This is a genomic window from Pseudomonas sp. S3E17 (assembly GCF_024168685.1).
Classification (GTDB): Bacteria; Pseudomonadota; Gammaproteobacteria; order Pseudomonadales; family Pseudomonadaceae; genus Aquipseudomonas; species Aquipseudomonas marginalis.
On the sequence record NZ_JALJWE010000001.1, the window covers coordinates 575,049 to 589,674 of the forward strand.

15 protein-coding genes are annotated in these 14,626 nt (G+C 62.8%); 6 read left to right on the forward strand and 9 right to left on the reverse strand.

Features of this window, described 5'->3' with window-relative positions; all coding sequences use genetic code 11:
* Positions 1-7: 7 nt before the first annotated feature.
* Positions 8-967, forward strand: a complete 960-nt coding sequence (locus tag J3D60_RS02410; RefSeq protein ID WP_253489395.1) for a zinc-binding alcohol dehydrogenase family protein — start codon at positions 8-10, stop codon at positions 965-967.
* Positions 968-983: 16 nt separating this feature from the next.
* Here the strand turns inward: J3D60_RS02410 and J3D60_RS02415 are convergent, their stop codons facing one another.
* The 3 genes from J3D60_RS02415 to J3D60_RS02425 form a co-directional block, all read right to left on the reverse strand.
* Entirely contained in the window at positions 984-2,012 is a 1,029-nt protein-coding gene (locus J3D60_RS02415; protein WP_253489397.1) for a purine nucleoside permease, read from the reverse strand.
* 14 nt (positions 2,013-2,026) lie between these two features.
* Positions 2,027-2,974 carry a nucleoside-specific channel-forming protein Tsx gene (locus J3D60_RS02420; RefSeq protein WP_027607506.1) on the reverse strand — a complete coding sequence of 316 codons (948 nt, stop codon included), beginning with the start codon at positions 2,972-2,974 and terminating at the stop codon, positions 2,027-2,029.
* A 155-nt stretch (positions 2,975-3,129) separates the two neighbouring features.
* Positions 3,130-4,068 carry an AraC family transcriptional regulator gene (locus J3D60_RS02425; RefSeq protein WP_253489399.1) on the reverse strand — a complete coding sequence of 313 codons (939 nt, stop codon included), beginning with the start codon at positions 4,066-4,068 and terminating at the stop codon, positions 3,130-3,132.
* A gap of 210 nt (positions 4,069-4,278) precedes the next feature.
* Here J3D60_RS02425 and J3D60_RS02430 point away from each other — a divergent pair, with 210 nt between their 5' ends.
* Both J3D60_RS02430 and J3D60_RS02435 read left to right on the forward strand, forming a co-directional pair.
* Positions 4,279-5,589 carry a sugar ABC transporter substrate-binding protein gene (locus J3D60_RS02430; RefSeq protein ID WP_253489401.1) on the forward strand — a complete coding sequence of 437 codons (1,311 nt, stop codon included), beginning with the start codon at positions 4,279-4,281 and terminating at the stop codon, positions 5,587-5,589.
* Positions 5,590-5,610: 21 nt separating this feature from the next.
* Positions 5,611-6,384, forward strand: a complete 774-nt coding sequence (locus tag J3D60_RS02435) for an L-iditol 2-dehydrogenase (RefSeq protein ID WP_253489404.1) — start codon at positions 5,611-5,613, stop codon at positions 6,382-6,384.
* Positions 6,385-6,524: 140 nt separating this feature from the next.
* Here the strand turns inward: J3D60_RS02435 and J3D60_RS02440 are convergent, their stop codons facing one another.
* Positions 6,525-7,217 carry an NUDIX hydrolase gene (locus J3D60_RS02440; protein WP_253489407.1) on the reverse strand — a complete coding sequence of 231 codons (693 nt, stop codon included), beginning with the start codon at positions 7,215-7,217 and terminating at the stop codon, positions 6,525-6,527.
* A 146-nt stretch (positions 7,218-7,363) separates the two neighbouring features.
* On the opposite strand from J3D60_RS02440, the gene J3D60_RS02445 reads away from it, so the two are divergent.
* From J3D60_RS02445 to nadE, 3 genes are read left to right on the forward strand one after another with little or no spacing between them, the layout of a single operon-like run.
* Positions 7,364-8,011, forward strand: coding sequence for a nicotinamidase (locus J3D60_RS02445; RefSeq protein WP_065939777.1), 648 nt, complete (start codon positions 7,364-7,366; stop codon positions 8,009-8,011).
* Positions 8,012-8,022: 11 nt separating this feature from the next.
* Entirely contained in the window at positions 8,023-9,240 is a 1,218-nt protein-coding gene (pncB, locus tag J3D60_RS02450; protein WP_253489411.1) for a nicotinate phosphoribosyltransferase, read from the forward strand.
* Position 9,241: 1 nt separating this feature from the next.
* On the forward strand, positions 9,242-10,048 hold the full coding sequence (gene nadE / locus J3D60_RS02455) for an ammonia-dependent NAD(+) synthetase (protein WP_253489421.1): 807 nt from the start codon (positions 9,242-9,244) through the stop codon (positions 10,046-10,048).
* A 12-nt stretch (positions 10,049-10,060) separates the two neighbouring features.
* Here the strand turns inward: nadE and J3D60_RS02460 are convergent, their stop codons facing one another.
* Genes J3D60_RS02460 through J3D60_RS02480 form a run of 5 tightly spaced genes read right to left on the reverse strand, consistent with a single transcriptional unit; the run spans position 10,061 to position 14,625 of the window.
* A complete protein-coding gene (locus J3D60_RS02460; protein WP_115489123.1) occupies positions 10,061-11,092 on the reverse strand; it encodes an ABC transporter substrate-binding protein in 1,032 nt (343 codons plus the stop codon).
* Positions 11,093-11,106: 14 nt separating this feature from the next.
* Positions 11,107-12,204 carry an FAD-binding oxidoreductase gene (locus J3D60_RS02465; RefSeq protein WP_253489424.1) on the reverse strand — a complete coding sequence of 366 codons (1,098 nt, stop codon included), beginning with the start codon at positions 12,202-12,204 and terminating at the stop codon, positions 11,107-11,109.
* The gene (locus tag J3D60_RS02470) at positions 12,201-13,544 is read right to left on the reverse strand and encodes an NAD(P)/FAD-dependent oxidoreductase (protein WP_253489427.1); all 1,344 of its coding nucleotides are present in this window, start codon (positions 13,542-13,544) and stop codon (positions 12,201-12,203) included. The genes J3D60_RS02465 and J3D60_RS02470 overlap by 4 nt, the downstream gene beginning before the upstream one ends.
* On the reverse strand, positions 13,541-13,831 hold the full coding sequence (locus tag J3D60_RS02475) for a (2Fe-2S)-binding protein (protein WP_115489120.1): 291 nt from the start codon (positions 13,829-13,831) through the stop codon (positions 13,541-13,543). The genes J3D60_RS02470 and J3D60_RS02475 overlap by 4 nt, the downstream gene beginning before the upstream one ends.
* Entirely contained in the window at positions 13,831-14,625 is a 795-nt protein-coding gene (locus J3D60_RS02480; RefSeq protein ID WP_253489430.1) for an ABC transporter permease, read from the reverse strand. The genes J3D60_RS02475 and J3D60_RS02480 overlap by 1 nt, the downstream gene beginning before the upstream one ends.
* Position 14,626: the final 1 nt, after the last annotated feature.

A 14,626-nucleotide genomic window follows, 5' to 3' on the forward strand; every position in this document is an offset into this window, starting at 1 on the left:
ACTGGCAATGAAAGCACTGCAATTTTCCACCACTGGCGACCTCGGCGCCCTGAGCTTCGTCGACGTCGCCACGCCGGTACCGGCCGCCGATGAAGTGCTGGTACGGATCAAGGCGGCGGGCCTCAACCCCAGTGACGTGAAGAACGTACTCGGGCGTTTTCCCTACACCACCGTGCCGCGCATACCTGGCCGCGACTTCGCAGGCGTGGTGGTGCAAGGTCCGCAGGCGCTGGTGGGGCAGGAGGTCTGGGGCACCGGTCGCGACCTGGGCTTTTTCGCCGACGGTTCCCACGCCCAATACCTCACCGTGTCGGCCAAAGGCGTGGCGCATAAACCTGCCCACCTGAGTTTTGCCCAGGCCGCCAGCCTGGGTGTGCCCTACACCACGGCCTGGGATGCGCTGCAGCGCAGTGGCGTGGACAAAGGCACGCGCTTGCTGGTGATCGGCGCCAATGGGGCGGTGGGCGGTGCGGCATTAGCCTTGGGAAGAGTCCTGGGTGCCCAGGTGTTGGCGGCGGTGCGCAAGGTTGACCAGGTCAAGGTATTACAGGCGCAAGGGTACGACGCGATTGCGTTGGGCAAGCCCGAAGCGCTGGGCGCGCAGGTGAATGCGGTGTTCAAGGGTGGCGCCGATGTGATCTTCGACACCACCGGTTTCTGGCTGCCGGCGGCCGTGGCAGGCCTGGCGCCGTTCGGTCGCATCGCGATCATTGCCGCGCCGGTGGACGGTCACGTACAACTGCCGGCCCTGGCCCTGTATCGCAAGGGCGGCTCGGTGGTGGGGATCAATTCATTGCTCTACAACTGTGAGCAGTGCGCGGTGATGCTGGAGCAGTTCGGACGTTTTTTCGACGAGGGCTTGTTGCCGCTGCCCACCGGCCTGCGCGAGGTGGCGCTGGCCGATGGGGTGCAGTGCTATGGGGAGGTGAACCAAGGCAGTGCGGACAAAATCATCTTCCTGCCTTGACACTTTTTGGGCTGCACTAGGCTTCTGGAACGCCTTTTTCCCAGGCCGACCAGTTGTTGAGGATCGCCTGTACCAGCGGGTTCCCCGTGCGGTACAGGTTTTCCAGCGCTGGTACGAACCCGCCCTGGTCGGCGTATTTGAGCAGGTTGTCGACTTCGCTGTAGCCGGGGTATGGGCGGTCGAAGTCCGAACCGGCACGTACGACGGCCAGGCGCTGGATGTCCACCAACCCCTCGCGGCTGGCGCGCAGCAAGGCTTCGTAGGTGGAGTTGTCTTCCTGTTGGGTGGTGCAGTACTCGCCTTTGTTATCCGTGAGCAACTTGGTCCACACCTCGGCGCGTTCGCTCAGACGCGTACCGGAGAACCAGGTATTGCCCGCCAGGGTGTCGCAGCGGGTGACTCGCGGCGGCTGGTTGGCGGGCGCGGCGGGGTAGTGTTTGCGCCAGGCGGCGGACTCTTTGCTTTCCGTAAGTTCGACTGTGTGCGACAGGGCGAACGCCTTGGCCTGCAGCTTGGGGTTCAGCTCAAACACTTCGGTCTTGTAGTCCAGCGGCGGCTTTTCGTTGGGCCCCTTGGTGTTGATGCCAAGGTAGCCGGTCGGCCAATCCTTGGGCGCATCCCGCGAATCCAGCTCCCACTGGGTGCCGAACTCCACCAGGTAGTGGGCCCAGGCGGCAGTGCCGATGGTGCCGTGTTTCGGGCTGATCCCGGCAATCCCGGCGATCAGGAAATAGCTCTGGCGCAGGTCGAACTTGGGCGACAACGCCAGGGCCAGGGTGGACGCGGCGGCGTTGGTCTGGCCCATGCCGGTCACCAGCAGGCACACGTCCCGGGTGTTGCAACGGATCACTGGGTATTCGGCAGACAGGCCGGGCACGCGCACTTCCTGCTTGAGTTCCAGGCGGTCGATCCAGGTTTGCGCCTCGGGGGCGAACATGGTGATCAGCATCACCTTGGGCTTGATGGGGGCAGCAGAATCAGCCAGCACCACATGGGGCAGCAGCGCCAGGCCGACGGCCAGCGAAAGACGGGTAAATGTATTCATCTAATACTCCTTGATCAGAATTGGTAGCCCACGCCGGCGTAATAACCCCAGCCGTCGGAGCGGGCGCGGAAGTTACCCTCGCCGAAGTTCAACTCACTGCCATCTTCCCAGTTGCCGCCGTTATGAAAATAACGACCGACCAGGGTGAAGCGCAGGTGGGTGAAGGAATACAGCAGCACGTTGGTCGCCACCAGGGCGTTGGCGGTGCGCGCCGGGTTGTCCTTGTGCAGGTCCGAGCCGAAATCGTAGTTGGTGAAACCGATATAGGTCAGCGACGCACCGTTATCGAACTTGCCGATGGGCACGATGTATTTCATCTGCGCGCGGTAGCCATCCCAGGAATACTCATTGCTGGCGCCGTAGTTTTCCCACTGGTAACGCCCGTAGAAGTTCGCCGACAAATTGACTCGCGAGTGGGTGTCGATGTCCGTACCGAGGCCGCTGTACAGGGTGTTGGCACGGTTGGCTTTGTTGCTGCCGTGGTCGTAGATCCAGTCGAACGCCACATACCATTCCTTGAACGGGCCGATGGCCAGGCTGCGTCCGGCCAGGTAGTCGATGGAGATACGCGGCTCGTGCTCCATGAACACCGGCGAGCCATGGTCCCACGCGCCTTTGTCGTTACTGTTGCCGATGCCGAGGATCTTCGGCACGTCGATGTAGCCGTACAACTCGAAGGGCCCCTTGCGGCCGAAGTACTCGTATTCCAGGTAGACATCATCCTGGGGCTTGGGGCCGAAGCTGATGTCTTTACTGCCGATCAGTGTCAGATCCTGGTTGAACCATTCCGACAGATAGACACCTTTTTTCGCCGGGCTGGCCTCAGGGCTCAGGGTTTCGCCCTGTGCTGAGTCATCCACGGGTTTTTCCTGCGCCAAAATGGGTGCGCTGAGTACTCCCGTTACGGCGGCCAGTAGCAAGGAAACACCAAAGCAGGCACGGGGCCTTGAGGTGGGGTGCATTGAAAGTCCCTATTCGTACGCGGTTTGAACCCGATTCATCGGGTCGTGGTGAACTTGGCGGTCAAGTTCGTACCGCAAACGGTTGCACAGGCTGTACCAACTTTTCCCAATGGATTGAATGCCATGGAAAAAACATAAATTAATCGACCTTTTGATCAGGAATGGCTGGGTGTCATTATTTTTCCGGGGGGGAACAGGTGCATCGCCGTTTCGCGGCGATATTCACTGGGCGTCTGGTGCATCTCGATCCGGAAGTGCCGGTTGAAGTTGGACAGGTTGGCGTAGCCCACTTCAAAACAGATATCCGCCACCGACATCTCGCTTTGCAGCAGTAACCGACAGGCGCGTTGCACGCGGAATTTGCGCATCAGGTCGATAAACCCATGGCCCGTGTTGCGCTTGAAGAAACGTGAGAAGCCCGGTTCGCTCATGTCCAACTGTTGGGCGATGACCGAGAGGCGCACGTCGCCGGTGAGTTCGCGCATCAGGTAGTCGAAGGCCTTGTTGATGCGCTCGGCGCTGCGTGCGTCCAGGGTCGGGGCGTAACAGGGGCTGGCCAGGGCCTTTACCTGCTGCGCCGGGGCGTTTTTCAGGCTGTCTAGCAATTGCAGGAACAGGATCAGCCGTTGCAGGCCGTGGGCGTTGCCGATGGCCTCCATCAAGCGTGCGGCCTGCACGGCGGTGTCGCCGCTGAACTCCAGGCCACGTCGGGCTTGTTCGAACAACGGTTGCAGGTCGCCGAGTTCCGGCAGGGTCTTGCGCAGGGCGAGCAGGGCGGCGCCGTCGAATTGCAGCACCACGTCGCGCCCGCTCAAGTGTTCGCCGGGGGCCAGTTCGCCGATCCAGTCGTGGGGCAGGTCCGGGCCGATCAGCGCCACATGCCCGGCGTCGAACGCACCGATATAATCGCCCGCCACCAACTTGCCGCTGCCTTGGCGGATCAGGTGGATTTCAAATTCGGGATGGTGATTCCAGCGTGCCAGATCGTAGGGGTAGTCATGTTCGAACCAGCGAAAGCAGTGCTGCGGCTCGGGCAGGATCACCTCAAGCTCGGCGGGGCGATGTTCGAACAGCTTGGCGCGGCTGACGGGCATGGTGCTGCCTCTTCTATGGGTGCAGTCGCCTCAAAATACGCGGGTGGCACTACCTGCGCTACCCCCGGTTTCGCCCGGCACTGATACTTTTTTGCGCCCTATTCAGCGGTTAAAAAAGTATCAGCCAGGCATGCGTCAGGCGTTTGTGAGGGCCTGGCCCAAGCTGCTGTAATCGGCCCTCAACAACAAAAACAACAGGTGGAAACCGCTATGTCCAAGATTCCGCAAGCGTTGTTCCTGCTTTCCGGCCTGGCCTTGGCCATGCCGAGCCAGGCTGCCGATACCGTGACCATCGCCACGGTTAATAACAGCGACATGATCCGCATGCAGCGCCTCTCCAAGGTGTTCGAGCAGCAGCACCCGGACATCCGGCTCAACTGGGTGGTGCTGGAAGAAAACGTGCTGCGCCAGCGCCTCACCACCGATATCGCCACCCAGGGCGGCCAGTTCGATGTGCTCACCATCGGCACCTACGAAACCCCGCTGTGGGGCGCCAAGCACTGGCTGGAACCGCTGACCCAATTGCCGGCCGATTACGACGCCGACGATATCTTCCCCTCGGTCCGCCAGGGCCTGTCGGTTAACGGCACCTTGTATGCCTTGCCGTTCTACGGTGAAAGCACAGTCACCTACTACCGCACCGACCTGTTCAAGCAGGCCGGTCTGAGCATGCCCACGCACCCGACCTGGACCCAGCTCGGTGACTTCGCCGCCCAGCTCACCGCCAAGGACAAAGGCCAATACGGCATGTGCCTGCGCGGCAAGGCCGGTTGGGGCGAGAACATTGCGCTGCTGAGTACCATGGCCAACGCCTTCGGTGCGCGCTGGTTCGATGAGCAGTGGAAGCCGGAATTGACCAGCCCCGAGTGGACCGCCGCCGCCAACTTCTACGTCAACACCCTCAAGCAATACGGCCCGCCCGGCGTGTCCAGCAACGGCTTCAACGAAACCCTGGCGCTGTTCAACAGCGGCAAGTGCGCGATCTGGGTCGATGCCAGCGTCGCCGGCTCCTTCACCACCGACAAGAGCCAGAGCAAAGTCGCCGACAGCGTAGGCTTCGCCGCAGCCCCCACCGAAGTCACCGACAAAGGCTCCTCCTGGCTGTACGCCTGGTCGCTGGCCATCCCGGCCACGTCCAAGCACAAGGACGCCGCCAAGGCCTTTATCGCCTGGGCCACGTCCAAGGACTACATCCAGCTGGTCGCCGATAAAGAAGGCATCACCAACGTACCGCCTGGCACCCGCCAGTCCACCTACAACGCGGCGTACCTCCAGGCCGCACCGTTTGCCCAGGTGACCCTGGAGATGATGCGGCACGCCGACCCCGCGCACCCGTCGGCCAAACCCGTGCCGTACGTGGGCATCCAGTACGTGACCATTCCCGAGTTCCAGGCCATCGGCACGTCCGTCGGCAAGCTGTTCTCGGCGGCGCTGACGGGGGGCATGTCGGTCGAGCAGGCGTTGCTCCAGGCGCAGTCCACCACCGAGCGCGAAATGAAACGCGCCGGCTATCCCAAATAATGTTCAAAGGACAGATGCCTTATGAAACGACTCGAAGGTAAGAGCGCGCTGATCACCGGCTCGGCGCGCGGGATTGGCCGCGCGTTTGCCCAGGCCTATATCCATGAAGGCGCGACCGTCGCCATCGCCGACATCAACCTGCAACGGGCTCAGGCCACCGCCGCCGAGCTTGGCCCACAGGCCTACGCGGTGGCGATGGACGTCACCGACCAGGCCTCCATCGACAGCGCGATTGCCGCCGTGGTCGCCCAGGCCGGCAAGCTCGACATCCTGGTCAACAACGCGGCGCTGTTCGACCTGGCGCCCATCGTCGACATCACCCGCGACAGCTTTGATCGGCTGTTCTCGATCAACGTCGCCGGCACGCTGTTCACCCTGCAAGCCGCCGCGCGGCAGATGATCCGCCAGGGCCATGGCGGCAAGATCATCAACATGGCCAGCCAGGCCGGGCGGCGCGGCGAGCCATTGGTGGCGATCTACTGCGCGACCAAGGCGGCAGTGATCAGCCTCACGCAATCGGCGGGGCTCAACCTGATCAAGCAGGGCATCAACGTCAACGCCATCGCCCCCGGCGTGGTGGATGGCGAGCATTGGGACGGGGTGGATGCGCTGTTCGCCAGGCATGAAGGGCTGGCACCTGGCGAGAAGAAGCGGCGGGTAGGGGCCGAGGTGCCGTTTGGGCGGATGGGTACGGCTGAAGACCTCACCGGAATGGCAATCTTCCTGGCGTCGAAGGAGGCGGATTATGTGGTGGCCCAGACCTACAACGTCGACGGCGGCAACTGGATGAGCTAAAGCCATACCCCAATCCAAACTGTGGGAGGGGGCTTGCTCCCGATAGCGGTGGATCAGTCACTTTATTTGCTGACTGTCACACTGCTATCGGGAGCAAGCCCCCTCCCACATTTGAACGTCATCGTTCTTGAAAAGGCTGCTTAGTCGGCAAAACTTCGATCAAAGAAGTAAACCGCCCCGGGCTTCAGGTTCTCCACCGTCGCCTGGGGCCTGCCGCCTTCACCCTGCTTCTTGCGCCCCGTCTCGCGCAAATACCCTGCCTCCGTCAGCTTCAACAGGCGCTGGCGAATACTGGTCTTGAGCACCGGCCGCTCCAGCACCAGGGAAAAGATCGTGGTCGCCTCCGGCGCGCTGAATTCATTGCCCAGGAACATCAGCGGCAAGTTGCTGTACAGCGACTTGGAAAACAGCCGTTCCTGCACGGCCGCGACGATGCTGTTGTGATCGAACGGCAACTTGATGTTGCCATCAGCCACCGCCTTCAGCGCGAACCAGCCTTGATACTCACTCGGCGCCACCTCATCCGCGACGATCGCCAGGTAGTACGTGGACGAGGACCAGCAACGCGGATCGCGAAACGCATCGCCCACCGTGCCCACTTGCTCGCTCCAGGCCAGCTCCAGGCCGACCTTGCTGCTGGCGCGCAAGCGTTCCACCGCATCCTGGAGGCTCAGATCTTGCACGTCGCCATTCACCACCACCCCCGGCAGCGCCCAATGCCCGGCGAAGGGTTCGGCTTCGCGCTTGTTCAGCAACAACTTGAGTTCCCCGGCGGCGCGGCAGTAGCACAGCACGCACAGGTCGACGGTATGGAGGTAGGGGCTAAGGGGCATGTGACGTCCTTCTGAACAGCGGTGGGGCACAGTCTAACGGATCGAACAGATATGTCATGTACCTGCGTCAGGATAGATAGATAAATGTTTCTTGCAATGAAAGTACATGACGTGTACTTTTGTTTCCAGGCCTCAGGAGAACTGCCATGACCCTTGCGAAAACTGCCATTGCTTCATTCGACGTCGATGCCCAGAAGAGCTTCACGCCGTTGTGTCCCAACGAGTTGCCGGTGGCCGGCGGTGACCGGATCGGTGCCGAACTCAACTACATGGCCAGCCTCGCCGGCTACCGCGTCGGCAGCAAGGACGCCCACACCCCCCATGCACCCTGGGTGGTCACGCAGCACAGCGAGATGCTCCAGCCCACTGGCCTGGTACACGCCGATGTGACCTGGGTCAGCCACTGCGTGCCGGGCACCGAAGGCTTTACCTTGCTCGACGAGTTGCCCACGCCCTATGACTACGACTACTTCATCTGGAAGGGCGTCGAACCTGACCTGCACCCCTATGGCGCCTGCTATCACGACCTGCACGACAAACTCTCCACCGGCGTGATCGAGTACCTCAGGGCCCAGGGCGTAAGCCGCGTGATCGTCGGCGGCCTGGCCCTGGACTACTGCGTCAAGACCACCGCCTTGCAACTGCTCAAGGCCGGCCTGGAGGTGGTCCTGCACCTGCCGGCGTGCCGGGGGATCAGCGAGGAGGGCGGTGTACAGGCTATCAATGAGTTGCTCAAGGCCGGTGCCGTCATCAGCAGCACCCGCGAAGAACTGGCCGCGATGGCCACGCGTTAAGGAGATACACCATGGAAAGTGCCTACGACTACGAAGCCTCAGTGATCCAGGGCTTGCTCGACACCGACTACTACACCTTCACCATGATGCAGGCGGTGTTGCACCAGCACCCGAATGTCGATGTGGAATACAACTTCATCGTGCGCGCCAAGGAAAAGCTCGGCCACCTGATCCCCGAGTTGCGCGCCGAGCTTGAAAAAATGGCCGGCCTGCAGATGCGCGAGGGCGAGTTGCGCTTTCTGTTCAACCCACGCTTTCGCGAATACCTGACCCCCGACTACGAACGCTTCCTCGGCCTGTTCCGCTTCAACCTGCGCTATATCCACGTCAGCGAAGTCGACGGCCAACTGAACATCCGTGTGGTCGGGCCGATGCTGCACTGCATCATGTTCGAACAACCGCTACTGGCGCTGGTCAGCGAACTGCGCAACCGCGCCAAATACCCCGACGTGACCCTGGAAGACGTCACCCGCAAGCTCTACCAGAAGTTCGACTGGCTGGAGAAAAACCTCAGCCGCGACGAGTTGGCCGACCTGCGCGTCTCCGATTTTTCCACGCGCCGGCGCCTGTCGTTCAAGGCCCAGCGCGAAGTAGTGGACATCATGCGCCGCGACTTCCCCGGCCAGTTCGTCGGCACCAGCAATGCGCACCTGGCCTACGAATTCGACCTGCCGCTGATCGGCACCATGGCTCACCAGTGGATGATGGTGCACCAGCAACTGGGGCGGTTGCGCGAAAGCCAGAACGCCGGCCTGGAAAACTGGGTGCGTGAATACCGCGGCCGCCTGGGCATTGCCTTGACCGACACCATCAGCACCGACTTTTTCCTCAAGGATTTCGACCTGTACTTCGCCAAGCTCTACGACGGCCTGCGCCAGGACTCCGGTGACCCTATCGCCTGGGCCGACAAGGTGCTGGCCCGCTACAAACAGCTGGGTATCGACCCGATGACCAAGGACCTGATGTTCTCCGACGGCCTGAACTTCGAAAAATGCCTGCCGATCCTGCGGCACGTGCGTGGCAAGGCCAAGTTCGGTTTCGGCATGGGCACCAGCCTGGCTTGCGATGTGGAAGGCGTCGAGCCGCTGAGCATCGTCATGAAACTGGTGCGCGTGCACGGCGAACCGGTGGTGAAGTTCTCCGATGACCCGGTGAAGAACGTCTGCGAAGACCCCTCGTTTTTGCAGTACGCGGCGAAGGTATTCAATGTCGGCAACGTGGAGGTGTGACATGCAGGAACGTATCGCGCAGGAACTCAATATCGATCGCACATTGGTGAAGGGCGGTGAAGCCCAGGAAATCCAACGGCGTCTCGACTTCATCAAGACCACCTTGCGCCAGTCAGGCTGCAAGGCCCTGGTGCTGGGCATCAGCGGCGGCGTCGATTCCCTCACCGCCGGCCGCCTGTGCCAGCTCGCGGTGGAGCAATTGCGCACCGAGGGCTACGCCGCGCGCTTTATCGCCATGCGCCTGCCCTACAAGACCCAGGCCGATGAGAGCGATGCCCAGGCCTCGCTGGATTTCATCACCCCGGACCACATCGACACCCTGAACATCGCCGCCAGCGTTGACGGCCTGATGGCCAGCCTCACCGCCACCGAAGCCAGCGCCGCCCAGGTCGACTTCATCAAGGGCAACGTCAAGGCCCGCACCCGCATGATCGCCCAGTACGCCGTGGCCAACCTGCACAACGGCCTGGTGGTCGGCACCGACCATGGCGCCGAAGCATTGATGGGCTTCTTCACCAAATTCGGCGACGGCGCCTGCGACCTGGCGCCACTGTCGGGCTTGACCAAGACCCAGGTGCGCCTGCTCGCCAGTACCCTTGGGGCCCCGGCGAACCTGGTGCACAAGCAACCCACGGCCGACCTCGAAGAGCTTGCACCGGGCAAGCTGGATGAGCATGCCTATGGCTGCACGTATGAGGAGATCGATGCGTACCTGATGGGTGAGCCGGTGAGTGAGCGGGTGAGGGACATCGTGGAACGCGCCTACCTGAAGACCGCCCACAAACGCGCGCAACCCATCGTCCCATGATCGTTTCTATGCTCAACGCTCAATCGACCGACTCCACCGCGCATTCCACTCCGGCCGCGCCTGGTTCACCTGGTCCCAATCAATCGAAATCGCCGTCTGCAAATACCCCTGCATCGCTTCCACCCGTGCACGGGTCTTGTCGGTGGTCGGTGTGGTTGGGTTCGACGGGATCTGGTCGCCTTCTTCCAGTGCCGGGGCCTGGGCCTCGGCGGTCAGCAGGAAGGCGGCGAGTTTCTGCGCCAGTTCCGGCTGGTCATTACGCGCAATCACGCATTCGGCGACGTTGAGCACCACCGCGCCTTCCTTGGGCTGTGCATATTCCATCGGCACGCCGAGCAGTTTCTGGGTGGCGACCTGGGTTGGGGTGAGGGGGAAGATCGCGGCTTCGTCGGTCTGCACCATCTCGGAGATCTTCGCCGAGCTGGCGATGTATTCCAGCACATTGGGGCCGACGGTTTTTGGCCAGGCCTTGAAGCCGGGCTCCACGTTGGTTTCGTCGCCGCCCTGCAGGCGGTTGAACATCAGGAAACCGTGCAGGCCGAAGGTGGAGGAAGCCAGGGATTGGAACACGACTTTTTCCTTGAAGCGTGGGTCGGCCAGGTCCATCCATGAGGTCGGCGCGGCCCAGCCTTTTTCCTTGAACATGCGGGCGTTGTAGCCCAGGCCGGTGACGCCCAGGGTCACGGCCACGGCTTGGTCCTTGATCTTCGCCTTGTCCGGGATCTGCGCCAGGGTCGGGCTTGGCGCCAGTTTGTCGCACAGGCCCATGGAGATGGCGCGGTACATGATGCCGTCGTCGAGGAACATCACATGCATCTGTGGGTTGTCTTTGTTGGCCTGGACCTTGGCGAGGATGTCCGACGAGGTGCCGGGGACGATCACCACCTTGACGTTATTGGCCTTCTCGAACGCGGGCAACACCTTGTCGGCGTACACCCGTTCCATGGTGCCGCCGTTCATGCCCAGGTACAGCGTCGGTGCGGCGTGGGCGGTGGAGGCGAGCAACGTGAGGGACAAGCAGGACAGCGCGATACGTGGGTTCATGGATGTTTTTCCTCTCAGGCTTGGAAACGACGGATGGAAAACGCTTCGATGGGTTGGCGGCTGGCCCCGTTGCAGACGATCTCTGCCAAGGCTTCACCGACCGCAGGACCGAGCTGGAACCCGGCGCCGGCAAAGCCGAAACCGTGAAGCAAGCCCGGTTGGGTGCTGCTGGGGCCGATCACCGGTTCATGATCGGGTAGATAACCTTCGGTGCCGCTCCAGGTGCGAATCGCCTGGGCACCCTGGAGGAACGGGTACAGCTCGCCGGCATTGCGCAGGATCTCCAGCACTGCCGCTTGCCCCGGACGCGCCTGTTTAGGCCCGAGGGCAAAGCCGCGACCGCCGCCGAGTATGCAATTGCCCCGGGCCACTTGCCGCGCATAAATCCCGCCGCCTTCAACACCGGTGCTCACGTTCATTACCACCGGCAGCGGTTCGGTGACCAACATGGCCGGGTGCGCCGACATGATCGGCACTGGCTCGCCAAATTGCGCGGCCAGGGTGCCGGCCCAGGCGCCGGTGCAGTTCAATAACCAGGGGGCCTGCAGGTGCAGGCCGTTGGCGCAGTGCACGTGGAAATGACGGCTGTCATGTTCGATCCGCACCACGTCGGCCTGCTCGTATACCGATGCGCCAAGGCGTTGCGCGGCGCGGGCGAAGGCAGGCGATACCAGGCGCGGGTTGGCGTGGCCGTCTTCGGGGCACAGTGAGGCGCCCACCGCGATATCGCCGACCCAGGGGAAACGTGCGCGCAGTTCGGCGTGATCGAGCAACTGCAAGCCCAGGCCAAAGCCTCGGGTGTGCTCGGCATACGCCTGCAACGCGGCGAAATCCTCCTGGCTGCGCGCCAGTTTCAAATGGCCGGAGCGCACGTATTCGCCATCGATACCGATCAACCTCGGCAAGTCGGCCCACAGCTGATGGGCGCGCTGCGACAACGGCAACTGACGCAACGGCCGACCCTGGCGCCTGACGCCGCCGTAGTTCACCCCGCTGGAATGCGAGCCACAAAAGTCGCGCTCCACCAGGGCCACGCGCTGGCCTTTCTGCGCCAGCATCAAGGCCGCTGAAGCACCGACGATCCCGCCGCCCAACACGATGACATCGATCATGGCAGCACCTCCACGCCAAACGGCAGCGGCTTGATCGGTGCCTGGCCACGCAAGCGGCCGACGTTTTCAATCCCGCGACCACTGCGCTCGGCGACTATTTCCGCCGCCGCCAGCCCGCACATGCGGCCCTGGCAGCGGCCCATGCCGACCCGGCAATGGGCCTTGACCCGGTTGATCTCCCAGTGACCCTCATCCACCACGGCGCGTATATCGCCGACACTGACTTCTTCACAGCGGCACACAATCAATTCATCCGGTGCCTGCGTCGCCCAGTCTTCGGGGAAGGGGAACGCCGTTTCCAAACCCTGGCGAAAGCGCTGGATGCCTGCCAGTTGCTGCTCCAGCACAGCGGGGCGGCGATGATCGATGGCCATGCCCGCATCTTCCAGCACCGCCAGCGCCGCCCGCTCGCCGGCCATCTGTGCGGCATCCGCGCCCATGATCCCGGCGCCGTCGCCTGCCAGGTACACGCCTTCGCGGCTGCTGCGCCCTGCACTGTCCCGTCGTGGCAACCAGGCACGGTTCAAGGCATTCCATTCAAATTCACAGCCGAGCAGATCCGCCAGCTGGGTTTCGCTGCGCAGGGCATGGGCGAAGGCCACGGCGTCACAGGCCAGCCCCTGCGTATCCCAACGAATACCGTTGACCCGTTGCTCACCGTCGATCTGCCGCAGCGTCGCGCCCTGATGCACCGGCACCCCATGGGCGCTCAGCCAGGCGCGGTAATACATGCCCTTGGCCAAGGTCGCCGGTTGCCCGAGCAGCGCCGGCAACGCGCGGCACTGTGCACTGAACGGCGCGCTGTCGAGCACCGCCACCACCTTGGCCCCGGCCTTCGCGTATTGATAGGCCACCAGGTACAGCAACGGCCCGCTGCCACAAAACGCCACGCGCTCGCCGATGGCGCAGCCCTGATACTTCAAGGCGATCTGCGCCGCGCCCAGGCTGTAGACGCCGGGCAAGGTCCAACCCGGCACTGGCAGGATGCGGTCGGTGGCGCCGGTGGCGACGATGATCCTCGAATACTCGACGCTTTCGGCACGGCCGTTATTGAGCATATCCAGACGATCATCCTCGGCATTCCACACCAGGGTTTCCGGCCGGTAGTCGATCAACGGCGCCAACTCGTCCAGGGTGCGGTGCACGGCTTCAGCGTTGCTCGCCTCAAAACCGTATACCTGCTTGGCCGTACGCTGGAATCCCAGGGGTTGGCGCCGATAGATCTGCCCACCACCGCGCAGGCTCTCATCCACCAGGCACGCCTGGATGCCATGGTCGAGCAGGGTGCGCGCCGCGCTGATTCCCGCTGGACCGGCGCCCACGATCACGACTGGCTTCATGCTTGGCGCCCCGGTTCGCGGCTGATCGCCAGGCCTTCTTCGAGCAGCGTCGAACAGGCGCGCACACGGCGCCCATCCGCCAGCCGCACCCAGCAATCCTGGCAGGCGCCCATCAGGCAGAAACCGGCGCGGCGCTCGGCGCTGAAATCGCTGCCGCGCAGGTGCTCGGCGCAGGTCAGTACGGCGGTCAGCAGGGTGTCGCCGAGCAAGCCGGTGGCCGGTTGCCCGTCGAGGGTGAAGGCCAGGGCAGGGCGCTCGGTTTCGGCTAATCGTTTGAACAAGGCCATCAATGTTTTCCCACCAGCACGCGGTCCAGGCCGTAGACGCGGTCGAGCAGAATCATGGTCGCCGCCGTCAGCGCGATCACCAGCGCCGACACCGCCGCCATCATCGGATCGATGGACTCGGTGGCGTACACATACATGCGCACCGGTAGGGTTTGGGTGGCTGGCGAGCTGACAAAGATCGACAGTGTCACTTCGTCGAAACTGTTGATGAACGCCAGCAACCAGCCCCCGGCCACGCCGGGCAGAATCATCGGCAGGGTGATCTGGCGAAACAGCGTAAAACGCCCGGCGCCGAGGGATTCGGCAGCCTGCTCGGCGCTGCGATCAATGCCGATGGCCGCTGCCAATACCAGGCGCAGCAAATACGGCGTGATGATCACCACATGCGCGAGCATCAACCAGGTAAAACTGCCGTTGACCCCCATCAGTGCAAACAGGCGCAGCATTGCCACCCCCAGCACCAGGTGCGGGATGATGATCGGCGACAGGAACAGCGCGCTGAAAAAGTTGCGGCCGAGGAACTGATAGCGACTGATCGCCAACGCCGCCGGCACCGCAATCAGCGTCGCCAGCGTGGCGGCGGTAAACGCCAGGACCAGGCTGTTGTAGAACGCCTGGATAAAATCGGCGCGCTCGAACACCGCGCGAAACCAGCGCAACGAGAAGCCCGAGGTGGGCAGGCTCAAGGTGTTCTCTGGCGTGAACGCCACCAGGCACACCACCACCAGCGGCGCCATCATGAACAGCACCACCAAACTGTGGAAACCAAGGGCCAAAGGACCGTTTCTGGACATG

What these genes read in the sequence shown, in the direction of transcription:
- J3D60_RS02460 (WP_115489123.1), bottom strand. Translation starts at nt 11,092, where the DNA reads ATGAACCCACGTATCGCGCTGTCCTGCTTGTCCCTCACGTTGCTCGCC.
- pncB (WP_253489411.1), top strand. Translation starts at nt 8,023, where the DNA reads ATGGAAAGTGCCTACGACTACGAAGCCTCAGTGATCCAGGGCTTGCTC.
- J3D60_RS02440 (WP_253489407.1), bottom strand. Translation starts at nt 7,217, where the DNA reads ATGCCCCTTAGCCCCTACCTCCATACCGTCGACCTGTGCGTGCTGTGC.
- nadE (WP_253489421.1), top strand. Translation starts at nt 9,242, where the DNA reads ATGCAGGAACGTATCGCGCAGGAACTCAATATCGATCGCACATTGGTG.
- J3D60_RS02470 (WP_253489427.1), bottom strand. Translation starts at nt 13,544, where the DNA reads ATGAAGCCAGTCGTGATCGTGGGCGCCGGTCCAGCGGGAATCAGCGCG.
- J3D60_RS02415 (WP_253489397.1), bottom strand. Translation starts at nt 2,012, where the DNA reads ATGAATACATTTACCCGTCTTTCGCTGGCCGTCGGCCTGGCGCTGCTG.
- J3D60_RS02435 (WP_253489404.1), top strand. Translation starts at nt 5,611, where the DNA reads ATGAAACGACTCGAAGGTAAGAGCGCGCTGATCACCGGCTCGGCGCGC.
- J3D60_RS02480 (WP_253489430.1), bottom strand. Translation starts at nt 14,625, where the DNA reads ATGTCCAGAAACGGTCCTTTGGCCCTTGGTTTCCACAGTTTGGTGGTG.
- J3D60_RS02475 (WP_115489120.1), bottom strand. Translation starts at nt 13,831, where the DNA reads ATGGCCTTGTTCAAACGATTAGCCGAAACCGAGCGCCCTGCCCTGGCC.
- J3D60_RS02410 (WP_253489395.1), top strand. Translation starts at nt 8, where the DNA reads ATGAAAGCACTGCAATTTTCCACCACTGGCGACCTCGGCGCCCTGAGC.
- J3D60_RS02430 (WP_253489401.1), top strand. Translation starts at nt 4,279, where the DNA reads ATGTCCAAGATTCCGCAAGCGTTGTTCCTGCTTTCCGGCCTGGCCTTG.
- J3D60_RS02420 (WP_027607506.1), bottom strand. Translation starts at nt 2,974, where the DNA reads ATGCACCCCACCTCAAGGCCCCGTGCCTGCTTTGGTGTTTCCTTGCTA.
- J3D60_RS02465 (WP_253489424.1), bottom strand. Translation starts at nt 12,204, where the DNA reads ATGATCGATGTCATCGTGTTGGGCGGCGGGATCGTCGGTGCTTCAGCG.
- J3D60_RS02445 (WP_065939777.1), top strand. Translation starts at nt 7,364, where the DNA reads ATGACCCTTGCGAAAACTGCCATTGCTTCATTCGACGTCGATGCCCAG.
- J3D60_RS02425 (WP_253489399.1), bottom strand. Translation starts at nt 4,068, where the DNA reads ATGCCCGTCAGCCGCGCCAAGCTGTTCGAACATCGCCCCGCCGAGCTT.